The 14,922-nt window shown below is 53.9% G+C and carries 5 protein-coding genes and 1 pseudogene; 4 read left to right on the plus strand and 2 right to left on the minus strand.

All coding sequences use genetic code 11. From position 1 onward, the window contains the following. Positions 1-287: 287 nt before the first annotated feature. Positions 288-2,051, minus strand: coding sequence for a SulP family inorganic anion transporter (locus HQL63_08875; GenBank protein ID MBF0176945.1), 1,764 nt, complete (start codon positions 2,049-2,051; stop codon positions 288-290). Then, positions 2,048-3,802 carry a diguanylate cyclase gene (locus HQL63_08880; GenBank protein ID MBF0176946.1) on the minus strand — a complete coding sequence of 585 codons (1,755 nt, stop codon included), beginning with the start codon at positions 3,800-3,802 and terminating at the stop codon, positions 2,048-2,050. The genes HQL63_08875 and HQL63_08880 overlap by 4 nt, the downstream gene beginning before the upstream one ends. Before the next feature lie 247 nt (positions 3,803-4,049). Here HQL63_08880 and HQL63_08885 point away from each other — a divergent pair, with 247 nt between their 5' ends. The 4 genes and pseudogenes from HQL63_08885 to HQL63_08900 all read left to right on the plus strand — a co-directional run. Continuing rightward, entirely contained in the window at positions 4,050-8,603 is a 4,554-nt protein-coding gene (locus HQL63_08885) for a response regulator (protein MBF0176947.1), read from the plus strand. Continuing rightward, a complete protein-coding gene (locus HQL63_08890; protein MBF0176948.1) occupies positions 8,596-11,898 on the plus strand; it encodes a response regulator in 3,303 nt (1,100 codons plus the stop codon). Before HQL63_08885 ends, HQL63_08890 begins: the two co-directional genes overlap by 8 nt. Positions 11,899-12,130: 232 nt before the next feature. Further along, positions 12,131-13,671: pseudogene (locus tag HQL63_08895) on the plus strand (hypothetical protein). A gap of 151 nt (positions 13,672-13,822) precedes the next feature. After that, positions 13,823-14,922: Eco57I restriction-modification methylase domain-containing protein (locus tag HQL63_08900; protein ID MBF0176949.1), on the plus strand; the 1,100-nt coding region annotated here is incomplete at its 3' end.

The following is a 14,922-nucleotide window of genomic DNA, read 5'->3' on the forward strand; positions in this document are numbered from 1 at the left end:
ACCCGAACCACCCCACAAAATAAAACGGGGCGGAGAGCTGCCTGCTCTTCGCCCCTTCCCTGGTCACTGGCCTTCCCTGTTGCCAGGGGCTGCCCCGCCTGGCGAAAATTGGCCAAAATATCGCGTAACAACCTGACCCGATGCGTCGCCGGATGGTGAATCGTTACGGGTGTCGGAGGATTTGGAATGCCGATCCTGTCCAGCACACAATTTCCGAGGCTATCACACCAAAAAATCTGTCTCAAGGAACCAAATGTTGACCTCTGTTCAAAAAAAACGACACCCCATCAGGATGGCGATGGTGCGGGTGAAGCTGCGACCTTTTGTTGCGGGCACTCCAGGAAAACCTCCAGGGGGCATTGGGCGCACACATCCTTGTCGATCATGGCAACCACTTTGCGTAAGGCCTCGGATTTGGAATTAAAAAGATTTTCCTCGCCGATCCTGGCCAGAAATCCGCCCTTCTTCAGAAAGGAGCGCGGGGATTTTTTGAGGCGGATGAAGTAGAGGCCGGAGCCTTGCGCCCGGCGTTTTTCGGCTTCACGCGCCAGGAGGTCCGCGCCGGAGATATCGATGAAGTTGATCCCTGTGGCGATGATGATGATGCGCTGTTTTTCCTCCTCCGGGGTGGTTGCCGCCAAATGGTCATAAACGTGTTGGGTGGCCGCATAGAAGAGGGAACCATCGATGCGGATCAATTTGATTTGTGGACACGCGGCAGAGGAGGGGGGGCGCGTCATGAATTTACGGGAGGGGTGGTTGAAATCCGGAATGCGTTCGAGGACATTGGGATGCGATGTACGGCTCAGGTAGACACCCAGAGAGAGCATGACCCCCAGCAGAATGGCTATCTCCAGGTTCAACGTGAGGGTTGCCACGAAGGTTGCGAGCAGGATGGTCAATTCAACCCGGCTGGTGTGAATGATCTGTTCAATGTGGTGAAAGTCGATCAAACCCCAGGCAACCAGAAAAAGCACACCGGCCATCGCGGCGTGGGGCAGGTAGGCGGAGAGCGGCGCGACCAGCATGACCAATCCGATCAACATGAAACCGGAAAAGGCTGCCGCAAGCGGCGTTTTGGCTCCTGAGTCGTAATTGAGGCCACTGCGGTTGAAGGAACCCGTGGCGACGTAGGCGGAAAAAAAACCGCCTACCATGTTGGAGAGTCCCTGGCCGATAAACTCCTGGTTGCCATCCAGGTTTTGTCCGCTGCGGATGGCCAGGGCGCGAGCGATGGATATGGCTTCCGTCAGGGCAAGAATGGTGATGGCAAGAACCCCGGGGGCAAGCATTTGCAATGTCTCAGGGGAGAAATCTGGCATGGAAAAGGGGGGCATGGAACCCGGAATGGCTGCCATGGTCGAGACATGGGTCACGCCACGATCAAGATGGTTCAGGATGTAAGCCAGGAAACTTCCCACCAACAGGGCAGCGATCATGTAGGGGAAGCGGGGAAAATAACGCCGGATGAAAACACCGGTCAGCAACGTCGAGGAGCTGACAAGAAGGACGTAAGGGTTGATCGACGCCAGACTCTGAAAGAAGACGACCAGAGTGTGGGTAAAATCACTCCCTTTGGGAATGGGAATGCCAAAGAAATATTTCAATTGGTTGGAGGCGATCAAGAGGGCAGCCCCGGAGGTGAAACCCATGACCACCGAATGAGAAATGTAGTTGACGAGTACACCCATGCGGGCCAATCCCAGACCCAGTTGAAAGACCCCGACCATAAAGGCCATGGTCAAGGCCAATTGGACATATGTGGCGCTGCCCGGCTCGGCATGGGCGCTGAGCATGGAGTAGAGGACGATCGAAGCGGCTGTGGTCGGTCCGGAGACCAGATGCCATGACGAACCAAACAGGGCCGCTACGATGGCGGGCACCATGCCGGCGTAAAGACCATAAACCGGCGGCATGCCGGCAATGGTTGCGAAAGCCACCCCTTGGGGCAGAACAACGACCGCTCCTGTCAGGCCTGCCATGAAGTCGGAACGCAGGGTCGCCGGGGTGACGAGATGCCACCAGGCCAGAAAAGGGAAAATTTTTTTCATGCAGTTAGCACCCGATTGCGACCGGAGTTTTTGGCTCGGTAGAGGGCGGCATCGGCTCTTTCCATGACCGTTTCCAAGCTTTCGTGTGGTGCGCGGGGGGAGATGCCCCCACTGATGGTGAACGAGCGTCCGGTCAAAACGCCAGGCAATCGCAGGTTTTCCACCATCGACCGGATGCGCTCGGTCACTTCGATGGCCTCTTTCATCTGCGCCCCGACCAGGAGGACGACGAACTCCTCACCACCCAGGCGCACGGGAATATCCGTCGTGCGGGTTCCTGTCAGCAGAATGTGCCCCAGGGCGCGCAACACTTCGTCACCGGCCCCATGGCCATAAGTGTCGTTGACACTCTTGAAGTGATCCAGGTCGAAAATGGCCACAGCCAGGGTGGTGTTGGGGTCACGATCCTGGACTTCAAAAAGGCGGATGGCCGCCTCCCGCAGGTAGAAGCGGGTATAAAGGCCGGTAAGCGCGTCACGAATCGACTTTTCGTAGTAGCGCTGGCGTTCCTCTTCCAATTCGAACTGCATGATTTCACGCATGCTGGCCACACTCAGCGCCTCGCCCATGCGTTGCATGATCTGTCCCTCTTCCGGGGAGATGATCACCGCCTTGCTCAAACGAAAGACGGCCAACCCACGGATGATGCCATTTTCCGCGTCACGCAGATGGAGAACCAGCGCGGGTTTGCCCTCCTGCTCCAGGATGCACAAATAAAAACCGCGCACGGACCAATCTGAGGGGTTATTGCTTTCGGAAAACAAAGGTATGATTTCGGAAGGAGGGGGTTCCTGGCGGCGATGGTAGTGGAACTCCGGTGACCATAACAGATAGTGGCCCTCCTCCACGAGCCAGTGGATGTCCAACCGCTCCAGGGGGAGCATCTGCCCGGCAAGGTGGGCCAAAGCCTCCAGAATGGCGCGGAACTCCTTGGTAAAGACGAGATCTTTGAAAAATTGGCGCAAAAGAAGGTTGAGTTTCGAGAGCCTCTGAATATCCGTTGTGCTTTGTGCCAGGGAGAAAAGGCCGCAATCCAACTCCTTCAGGTGCTCCACCATGAAGCGCACCAAATGTTCCGGAATGATCGAGCCATGCTGGGGGGCGATCATGCGGATGGGGAGGGGAGAGAGCTTGGTCAATCCATCGAAGAGGATGGTTTGCGAGGGCATGTAGTGCTCATGGAAGGGACGCATCGCATGGAAATAGGATTCGTCCTTGGCAAACAGTTGCCATTCTTCGGTAAATCCGCCGAACAGGTCGCTGGAAAAGAGGATACCGCTGCGCACGTCGAATGTACAAAACGCCCCGGGGAAGTGCAGATAGGGTGTAAAGACAAAGGTGAGGTGACGCCCGTCGGCGTCCAGATGCCAGCCCAATTTTTCGACACACTGAAAGGGAATCTTGACATCGTAGTGCTTGAGCAGGGCGATGGCGCGCCAATGGGCGAGGACAGCTGCGTCGGGACGGGTGATCAGGCGGTCCAGTGACGGGAGACTGGCGGTAATGTCGGGATCCTGATGCTGGCAAATCACCCAGCGCACATGAGAAAAGGGGATGATCTCCTCGACCTTGCGCACGGTCTCGTTGAAATTGATCATGGACCCAGGGTCGATGAGAATCGAATGCGTGCCGTTTTCGATCAGGTAAGTGTGGCACTGAAAATCGTCATCACGCAAGGGAGTTCCCACCCACCAGATATTTTCACCAAGCGTGATGGGATGGTTCCAATCAGGATGTGAGGCATCGGTCATGTTCGGCTCCTGGGTCCGGGCTCAATCTTTACGATGGCTCCCTGTCCGTCACAATAATCCAGACTATCCAATCGCTGGCCAAAATGCACGCCGCCTACAGGAAAAAAAGCCAGCCATGCAATTCTGTGAGCAAAAAGGAAGCCAGTCGGTTTACAATGATCGGGTGGAAGAGGATGATCGTCCTTACAATGGGGTGATCATTCTTACAATGGGTGAGATTTGAGACATTTTTTTTGGAATAGCATTCATGATGTCGACATTTATCGAAGCAGGGATGAACGAGAGTCTGGCCCTGTCGACCGGTTATGATCCTGCATTGGTCGTTCTTTCATTGTTGGCGGCCTATCTGGGCGCGTTCTCCGGGTTGTCGGTCAACCGCTATTTGCGGAAGGAAAAGGAGTCAGTCCAGAGGGGGGGGTGGTTGGCCTTTGGCGCATGGACCCTGGGAGGTGGCATCTTTGCCATGCATTTCACAGGTATGCTGGCGTACAAACTCCCCATGGCCGTGCAGTTTGACCTGGAAGCAACGCTTTTTTCCGCTATTCCCGCCATTGTCGCCGCCGCCCTGATGCTGCATCTGATCGGACAGGAACGCATATCCAACTCGCGACTCTGGCTTGGTGGCCTGGTTGGCGGAGCGGGCATTGGCATCATGCACTACTCTGGCATGATGGCCATGTGTCTGGATGCGCAAATGTTGTTCGAGCCCCGTCTGTTCGTGGTCTCCATCATCGTGGCTGTTGGCTTGGCCGTTTTGGCCATCCATGTCCAGGATTTGTTGCGTGGCCTGGGTTTGAGTCCCGACTCCGATCCAGGTCGGCATGTCAGCCCCTTCGTTATGGCCATGGCCATCTCTGGTATGCACTATACCGCCATGGCGGCGGTAAAATTTTTCCCGGGTGGTTCCTGTCGCTTCCCGGCAGACAGGGTGATGGAACCAGCCGCTGTCGGCATGGGAGTCGCTGTTCTTTTCTCTCTCCTCATTGCCTCGGCCATTCTGGCGGCAGCTTTGCAAGATGGCAAACAGGCGCTTGAAAATAAAATTTTGCTGTTGCACAGCGTATTTCTTTTAAAAAACAGGGTGATTTTTTTTAAAGTGCTGACTGTCGCCTTCGGTCTTGTCTTGGGTGCAGGTTGGATTGTTTCTCACATTCACGATGTGACAGAGCAGATCTCCAATCGATTTGCCCAGGAGATGGTTCTGAACAGAGTTGTCGAGGATGTTACCCATGAACTCGAATCTGTCATCTTTGATTTGAACCTGCTGGTTGACAGTGGGCACATATCCGAATTTTTAAACAAGGAAGGTGCCCAGGCCAAGGAGAGGTTGATCAACCAGTATATTTTTATTGCCCGGGAGCGGTTGATTTATGATGAGGTTCGTTTCATCGATGATCGTGGTGTGGAAATCGTGCGTGTCCATGCCGGGCATGGAAAGCAGGCTTTTTCACCGTCATCACAATTGAAGGATGTGTCCGGCACGGACTTTTTCAAGAATGTCATTTCCATGCCCAAGGGAGGGTTCCATGTTTCCCGTTTTGATTTGAGTGTGAAACAGGGAGAGATCGAAAAACCGGAGAAGCCTGTTGTACGTTTTGCCGCGCCTGTTTTTGATGATACGGATCGGAGAAGAGGTGTGGTTGTGCTCAATCTGATCGGGTCCGTCATTCTGGATCATATTCGCAATATGCCAAAGGATCCTGATCTGAATATTCACCTTGTTGATCAGGAAGGATACTACTTGCTGACACCCCGCCCGGAAGATGCCTGGGGGTTCATGTATGACAGGCCCATCACTTTCGCGACGCATTTTCCAATGGTCTGGAAATATGTCGAGGGTCGGGAGGTCGGTTTGCACTCCTCCGACCAGGGACAGTTTTTTTTCCAATCCCTGACCGTCTTGCTGCGCTCGGATGTCAAGCAGGAGTTTGCCAGGAACGGGCAGGAGTGGAAGATCGTCATCCACGTCAAACCATCGGGCTGGTCCTGGAGCAAGTTACGGCAGCATCCCGTGGCCATGGTGATCTTTTTTTGTTGTTTGCTGCTGAGTGGGCTGGTGGCCTGGATCGTCACTCTGTCAATGGTCGTGCGGCGTGATTCCAAGCTGACAGAGGCCGCAGTCCTGCGGGAACTTGAATTCCAAAAATTGGCCCTCGACGAGCATGCTATTGTTTCAGCAACTGATGTCAAGGGTGACATCACCTATGTCAACGACAAGTTTGTGGCCATCAGCGGTTACAGTCGGGAGGAGCTGATTGGCAGCAACCATCGCCTGGTCAAATCGAAGGAACACTCGTTGGCGTTTTACCAGGAGATGTGGCAGACCATTGCGCGTGGCCGTCCCTGGCATGGCGAAGTCAAAAACCTTGCCCGGAATGGGGAGGCTTATTGGGTGAGGGCGACCATCGTTCCATTTTTGAACGAGCAGGGAAAACCTTTCAAATATGTCTCTATTCGCACCGATGTGACGGCCATGAAGGCCATGGAAGCCAGCCTGATCGTGGCCAAGGAGGGGGCTGAGGCGGCTGCCCGGGCCAAGAGCGACTTTCTTGCCAACATGAGCCATGAAATCCGCACTCCCATGAATGCCATCATTGGTCTGAGCCACCTGTGCCTGCAAACCCTGTTGACGGCTCGCCAGAAGGATTACATCCGCAAGGTGCATCATTCGGCCACCTCCCTGCTGCGTATCCTCAACGATATTTTGGATTTTTCCAAGATCGAGGCGGGTCGTTTGGATATGGAGTCCATTGATTTCACCTTGGAAGAGGTGTTGGGCAGCCTTTCGACCATGATTGCCATCAAGGCTCAGGAGAAAAATCTGGAATTTTTGGTGAATACGGCTGTCGATATTCCTCCAAGCTTGCTCGGCGACCCCCTGCGCCTGGGACAGATTTTGATCAATCTGACCAACAATGCCATCAAATTCACCGACTCTGGAGAGGTGATCGTTATTACAGATGTCATCGAGCGACAAGAAGATTTTGTGCGATTACGTTTCACCATCCAGGATACCGGCATTGGGATGACGCCGGAGCAGATGGCAGGATTGTTTCAGGCTTTCACCCAGGCCGACACCTCCATGACCAGGAAATACGGTGGCACAGGACTTGGCCTGACCATCTCGAAACGCCTGATCGAGATGATGGATGGGAGCATTCGGGTCGAAAGCACGCCCAACGTGGGTTCCCGTTTCATCTTCGACGTGCGTTTGGGTATATCCAATCGGACCATGGAAAAATCCTTTATCCCTTCGACCGACCTGCGGGGCATGCGCGTTTTGGTCGTGGATGACAATCAAAGCGCCCGCAACGTGCTTGCGGATTATTTGCACTCGTTTACCTTCAAGGTGGCCACGGCCCAGGATGGCAAGGAGGCCATCAACAAGGTGCAGGAGGCGGACATGGCCGGCTCACCTTACGACCTGTTGATCATGGATTACATGATGCCGGAGGTGGATGGTATCACCGCAGCCGCCAAAATACGCCATGACCTGGGTTTGAGCCGGGTTCCGATCACGATCATGGCCACGGCCTACGGGGATGAAAGTGTCGTCAAACGCGCTGCCCGGGAGGCCCAGGTGGATGGCTTCCTGGTCAAGCCGGTCAGTCAGAGCCTGTTGTTTGAGTCCATCATGGATGCGTTTGGTCATGCCAAACCGGAAGACAAACGGGCCGGCATTGTCTATGGGGCTGAGAAAGAAGTGGCTTCCCGTCTCTCCGGCGCCCGTATTCTCCTCGTCGAAGACAACGAGATCAATCAGCAAGTCGCCCGTGAATTGCTGGAGCAGGCCCAAATAACGGTGGTCTTGGCCGGGAATGGCAGGCAGGCTCTCGATCTGGTGGCCAGTGAGGCGTTGGATGGCATTCTCATGGATGTCCACATGCCGGTCATGGATGGTTTGACGGCCACCCGCGAGATACGTAAAAATGCCCGATATGACGAACTTCCCATTCTGGCCATGACCGCCAATGCCATGTCCGGGGATCGGGATTTGTGCCTGGAGGCGGGTATGCAGGATCACATCGCCAAGCCGGTTGATCCTGATGGCATGTTTGCCACCCTGGCCCGCTGGGTCAAACCCACCCATCCCGGTGCGTTTTCGCCACAGTTGGGGCGGAGAGACGCAGGGCATTCCTCCTCTGCGGATTCTTCCTTGCACCCCCTGGAGATTCCGGGCATCGACACCCGTGCCGGTTTGCAACGCATCGGAAACAATCTCTCAGGTTACCGCAAGGTGCTTGCCAAATTTCGTACCAACCAGGAGAATGCCGATCAGGCCTTGCGCAAGGCGTTGGCGGAGGGTGATCTGGCGACAGCCGAAAGGGTTGCCCACACTTTGAAGGGGGTTTCGGTCACCATTGGAGTCCGTGACTTGCCGGGCATCGCCGGGGATCTGGAATCAGCCATCAGGCGGGGAGATGATCCGCGGTCATGGGGTGTGTTGTTGGATCGGCTTGCCAGCGCGTTGCAAAATACCTGCGCGGCTCTTGATCAGGCTTTGCCCGATTTGGTGTCGGAACCTCCCGCACGGGCGCCGCGACACGCCATGCCCGATGGAGTCATGGGCAGCGAGGAGGTGATCCTGTTACGCAAGGCCTCAGAGCAATTGGCTGTCTTCGATGCCGATGTCGAAAATACCCTGGCTTCTCTGCGCCAGATGGCTCGATCCGGCGCGTTGCTCGACTGGGTGGAGCAGATGGAACGGCAGGTTTCTCAGTACGAATTTGAACATGCCGCACAAACACTGACCCAATGTGCCCGCGAGCTGGCTGTGGACCTGGAAGCCAATAATGGTTGACCTGACGCCCAAATCATCCATTCTGATCGTGGACGATGTCCCGGAAAATCTTGATGTTCTCAAGAATATCCTGCTGGGTGAGTACACGGTGCGTCCTGCCACCCACGGCTCGTTGGCCTTGCGTCTGGCGCGGATGGATCCACAGCCGGATTTGATCCTTCTCGACATCGTGATGCCTGGGATGGATGGATATGAGGTGTGCCGTCAACTGAAGAGTGATACGCACACCCGCGATATCCCGGTGATTTTTATCACCGCCAAATTCAGTGTCGAGGATGAGCTGGCTGGTTTGCAGATGGGTGCTGCAGACTATATCAGCAAGCCGGTCAGTCCCCCGATCGTTTTGGCCCGGGTACGGACCCAACTGGCTCTGCGCCGTATCAACCAGGACATGGAAGAAAAAAATCGCCGACTATACGAGATCAATGAACGTTTGAATGACAGCATGGAACAGCTGTCCGCTTCCGAGGAGCGGTTCCGAGGTTTGGTGCAGACCATTCCGGATGTTGTCTACAAGATCGATGCCGAGGGGTGCTTCACTTTCTTGAACAAATCCATCGAACGGCTCGGCTACCACCAGTCCGAGTTGATTGGCAGGCATTTTTCAGAAATCATTCATGGTGCGGATGTCAGAGATGCCAGTCTGGACAAGGTTTTGAAAAAAATAGGCAAAGGCACGATCAACCCTGAACAGAAGGTGTTCGATGAGCGACGCACCGGATTGCGCATGACGGTTGGACTGGAAATTCGTCTGCGTACCAAATCAGGCCAGGCTGCGGAAGTGGTCGAAATCAATAATATTGACGCATCCACGATCCGTGTTGAGGTCAACAGCGCCGGGATCTATGGCGATGTTGGCAACGAATCATCCTACCGCTCCCGTCGTTATGTGGGTACGGTGGGGGTCATCCGCGATATTACTGATCGGCAGCGGGTCCAGAAAGCTTTCATGGAGGAGCGGAAGTTGCTGCGTCAGCTGATCGATGCAGTGCCTTTGCCGGTTTTTTTTGTCGACAGTGCTGGCGCCCTGATTTTTTCCAATCAAGCCTTCCGGGAATTTACCAACGTTCAGGAAGAAGGGATGGCGGCCATTTTTCTCCAGAATATTTTTGGGGCCGAAGAGGCGCCCAAGCTGGCCACACTGATGACCGGGTTGCTGGTCGATCCGGCGTGTGGGCGGGTCCATGAGGAGATGGTCCTGCAGTCAGGATCCGGGCAAGATCACCATGTCGATGTCATTCTGTCGAAATTTGTCAGGGAGAGTCAAGAAACTCCAGCCATCATTGGGGTTTTGGTGGATGTGACGGAGCAGAAAATTTTTACCGCAGAGCTGCTCCGGGCCAAAGGGCAGGCAGAGGGGTTGGCGATCAAGGCTGCGGAAGCCAGTCGGGCCAAGGGGGAGTTTTTGGCCAACATGAGCCATGAAATCCGTACCCCGCTGAATGCCGTGATCGGTTTGACGCATTTGTGTCTGCAAACGGAACTTTCCGATCAGCAGCGGGATTATTTGAGCAAAATCTCCCTGAGCGCTCATGCTTTGTTGCAGCTTTTGAATGATATTCTCGATTTTTCCAAGATTGAGGCCGGCAAGCTGGTTGTGGAGAGCGTGCCCTTTTCCCTGGAAAACGTTCTCGGTGAGTTGTTGACCATTCTGGGTGTCCACAGCCAGAAAAAAGGGTTGGAACTGCTGATGATGGTTGATCAGGGTATTCCCAGCCACATGGTGGGTGATGGGTACCGTCTCGGGCAGGTTTTAACCAACCTGGTTGGCAACGCCATCAAGTTTACCGAAAAAGGTTCGGTCACGATAGCCCTTGCGGTGGCGGAAGAGACCCAGAAGCAGGTTTGCCTCAGATTTGCCGTGACCGATACCGGCATCGGCATGACACAGTCACAAATGGCCAACCTGTTCCAGGAGTTTGCCCAGGGAGACAGCTCCACCACCCGGAAATATGGTGGTACCGGGTTGGGATTGGCCATCTGCCAACGTTTGGTGAGGTTGATGCACGGTCAGATCAGCGTGGTGAGTATGCTTGGAGAGGGGAGTTGTTTTACGTTTGTCGTCTGGATTGACAAGGTGGCCGACGGGTATCCGGTGCATCCGCTCTCCACGGAAAGTATCCAGGATTCGTTGTCCACATGTGGCCACGTCGGGGGAGCCTGGCCGGATAGGCAGGGGAGCGGGCGGGAACCAGCCGACACCCTGAGGGGTGTTGAGGTTCTCCTGGTGGAAGACAACGACATCAATCTTCAGGTGGCTCGGGAGCTTTTGGAACAACGCCAGATGCAGGTTACCGTTGCCCGTCATGGCCGGGAAGCGGTGACGTGGGTCGGCCAACGGGCCTTCGATGTCATCCTCATGGATGTGCAAATGCCGGTCATGGATGGCCTTGAGGCGACCCGGATGATACGTGGCATGGAAAAATGCAAGGAGCTACCGATTATTGCCATGACGGCCAATGCCATGGTGGGAGATCGGGAGGAGTGTCTTGCAGCTGGTATGAACGACCATGTCACCAAGCCTATCTCCCCGGGGGAGTTGTATGCCGCTTTGGTCAAGTGGGTTCAAAGGGTTCCGGGTGAAGTGCGCGGGAGAGCTGCCCCATCCGGGTCGGGGAAGGTGCGATCCCGGGATGTTCCCCTGCCCGTTTTACCAGGAGTTGATACAGCCAGGGGGTTGCGTAACCTCGGCGGCAATGTTCCCCTTTACTGCAACCTGCTCCGAAAGTTTTCCCAGAACCAGGGGGGGGCGTGTGCGCGGATGGAACGTTTTCTGGACAGTGGTGACGTGAGAGGATTGGAGCGTACTGCCCACACCCTGAAGGGGGTTGCGGGCACAATAGGTGCGCTGGCGCTTGCCGATCTGGCAAAAGAGATGGAAAGATGCGCCCGATTTGCGCCGGAATCGCCCGAATTGCGGGAACATCTGACTGCGGCTGCCGGGGAGTTGGCTCAAGTTGTGACAGCCGTTGCCGCGACGCTTTGCCAGCAGGATCTACCTGGCGACGCAAACGACCATGCCACTCCTGCTGTCGATGCGACACCTGAGGCATTGCAACCCCTCTTCCAGGAGGCGGTTGACATGTCGCTTGCCTACGATCCTGCCGTGGAGAGTGTCATCGAAAAAATAGCGTCCATGGTCTGCGCTCTCCCCCGCAGGGAGAGGCTGGCATCCATCCAGGCCACCCTGGAGGTCTACGATTTCGAGGCCTGTCTGACGCTTCTGCATGCCTGGGCCAATGCGGAGGGGATCCGGCTGACGGGAGAGCTGCCACCGGCACATTGTGCGACGTGATATGGTTGTGGCATGCAGCACCTTGCCAAAAAAGTCGGTGGTGTCTGGCGTTGCCCCAATAGTATGATATAGCGTAGATTTTCTTCGATGTGGTGACACGGCCATGGAAGGAGAAAAATATGCTGCCCTTGGCGATTTTTCTTGACGCCATCTTTCTATCTCTGGCAGCCTTCTCCAGGGAATCTGGACTATGGAGCCACTCTTTATGGTATTGACTTGAATGGAAGATTTGATGAACAGCAAAACGCCGTGGGAAAATGCTGCGGAATCAGATGGTACAACGGATTCTGAGCGATACTTGACACGACTCGCACGCAAGGCATTCTTGAGCCTTTGGAGTTATTCGAACCCGTATACCGACAAAGGTCGGTCGGAGGGCAAAGGAGACGGTAAGGAGCTGTGCGACCTAATGGTGGTATTTGGAAATAACGTCCTGCTGTTTTCGGATAAGCACTGCTCGTTTTCGTTGTCCCAAGACATCAAGATTGCTTGGCCTCGCTGGTACAAGCAAGCTGTTGAGAAGTCTGCCGAGCAACTCTCTGGTGCGGAGAGATTTCTCAAGAAATACCCGACGCGCATTTTTCTTGATAAAAGTTGTAAATATCGCGTTCCCGTCACCATACTAAATCCGAACGTTGCGCGTTATTTCCTTATCGCAGTGACACGAAATTCCCATGACGCTGCCAAGAGATTCTGGGGTGGCGGTAGTTCTGGTAGCCTGATGTTAGACACCTCCATTGAGGGGGATGCTCACTATGAGATTCCGTTCCGCATTGGTTTTCCTTTGCAGAATCAGCGGTTTGTCCATGTATTTGACGAGATGATTCTCGATGTTCTTTTAGAAAAACTTGACACCGTTCCAGATATTGTTGCCTATCTTGCGTGTAAAGAGGCCTATCTCGGTCGCAAAAATGTGCCGGTTCGTGCAGCCGGCGAAGAACAGCTTCTTGCCAATTATATGCTCACTATGAAGGACGGCAAACATATATTGCCTGATATTGCTGATAGAACAACTGGAGTGACCTTTCTCGAAGGGGGCTGGGAATCTTACTCTGCCAGTCCTCAACGATCTGCAAAAAAAGCTGCTGATGCTCCGAGTTACATGTGGGACAGGTTCATCGATTATCAAAGCTCTTTCATCCGTGCTGGTACCGCAACGTCGTTACCAGGTTGGAATTCAACAATATCAGACCACGAACAAGTTGTCCGGGCCTTGGCCGATGAGACGAGGCAGTCCCGCCGAATGCTAGCCGAGTCATTTCGTCACGCTCTTTCCCAAAGCGTACCCGGTCGCATGTTTGCGAGGATTTTTTTTGGCGATAGATCAGACAGGGCCTATGTATTTCTCACAGCCCCAAAGCTTGACGAGGGAACATATGAGCAGTACCGAGACATGCGACATGATGTGTTGCTTGCCTATTGTCTCAAGGCAAAATTAAATTTCCGGCGATCATCGAGGCTATTGGGATTGCTTCAGAACCATTGTCAGAGTCGTTTTCGTCGCAGGATTTTCTGTATGTTCCATTTGGCAATGAAAAACTTAATGCTGAGGAAACGACTGTGTGGCAGAACATGATGGCAGAATGTGACATTCTGCAATCGCCATCAGTGAGTGCGATCAAGGGCGGGAACAATGAATTTCCGATGCCATTCAACCTTCCCAAGGAAGCCGAGTTTTGTTCAGCAAAGGCAGGAATGCCGATGAACCGGGCTATGCGCAGGGCTATGGCGAAGCAGGCGCGTGGTATACCTGTCTTGCCAACACTAAAATGAACTTGTCTGCACATAATTATATTTAATTACAGACACATCATGAAAGAAATCCACAGCACTCTCATTGTTTTGTTGCTCTGTTGGAGATTGTTTGACCCATTTCGGAAGCAAAATTAAGTCCATCGGAATCGAGGGGGATGACACTACGACCATGCGCCACGCTGTAACAGAGCAGGTTACCGGAACAGATCGATGCAAAAAAGCAATCGTTGACGCCGCTTCTGCCGAGAAAAAATCACAGCTCGGTCAGTTTATGACACCGTTGGGAATTGCCGACTTCATGGCATCAATGTTTTTGAATACTGCGGGGCGTGACGTAAGTCTGCTGGACGCGGGTGCTGGTGTCGGGTCTCTGACTTCGGCATTTGCCATGAAGACAATAGAGGACGGAGCGGCATCCATCCGGGCCATGGCTTGGGAGATTGATGCTGAAATGCTCGGATCCCTGGCGGAAAGGTTTGACGATCTCGCTGGCAAAAGCAGATGTCGTGGAATCCCCTTTGATTACAGAATCGATCATGGGGATTTTATCAATGCTGCAAGCCGTGTCATCTTAAGCCGCAAAGTTCCAGGTTTCACGCATGCCATCCTTAATCCGCCGTACAAGAAGATCAATTCGGCTTCTTTCCATCGGCAGTTTTTACGGATGGCGGGCATTGAGACCGGAAATCTTTATTCGGCTTTTGTAGCGCTTTCTCTGCTTTTGTTGGAGGATGGCGGTGAAATGGTTGCCATTACCCCGCGCAGTTTTTGTAATGGTCCTTATTTCAGGCCGTTCCGTCAACTTTTACTAAAGCACGCCGCTCTTCACCGCGTTCATGTGTTCGATGCCAGAGACCAGGCGTTTCGGGGTGATGATGTGCTGCAAGAAAATATTATCTTTCACATGATCAAGGGGGGTATCCAACGTTCGGTGATGATCTCGACCAGTACCGATGCATCGTTTTCCAACATCAGGAAGTGGGAGACGGATTTTTCCGAGGTTGTCATGCCCGGAGACCGCGAAGCGATCTTTCATCTCGTGACCGACGAGAGCAACGTTGAAATGGGGCGGCAAATGGCGGCTTTCACGCGTACTCTGGAGGATCTTGGCATTGGCGTGGCCACTGGCCCAGTTGTCGATTTCAGGCTGAAAGACCATTTGCGAAAATGTGTTGACGTAGGCTGTGTTCCGCTTATCTATCCTCTTCACTTTTCACTCGATGTTCAAGTTTTTCCCTTCTTGACAGTTTTTTCACCCGTCAAACAGCC

The sequence above is a fragment of the Magnetococcales bacterium genome (assembly GCA_015231175.1).
GTDB lineage: Bacteria > Pseudomonadota > Magnetococcia > Magnetococcales > DC0425bin3 > HA3dbin3.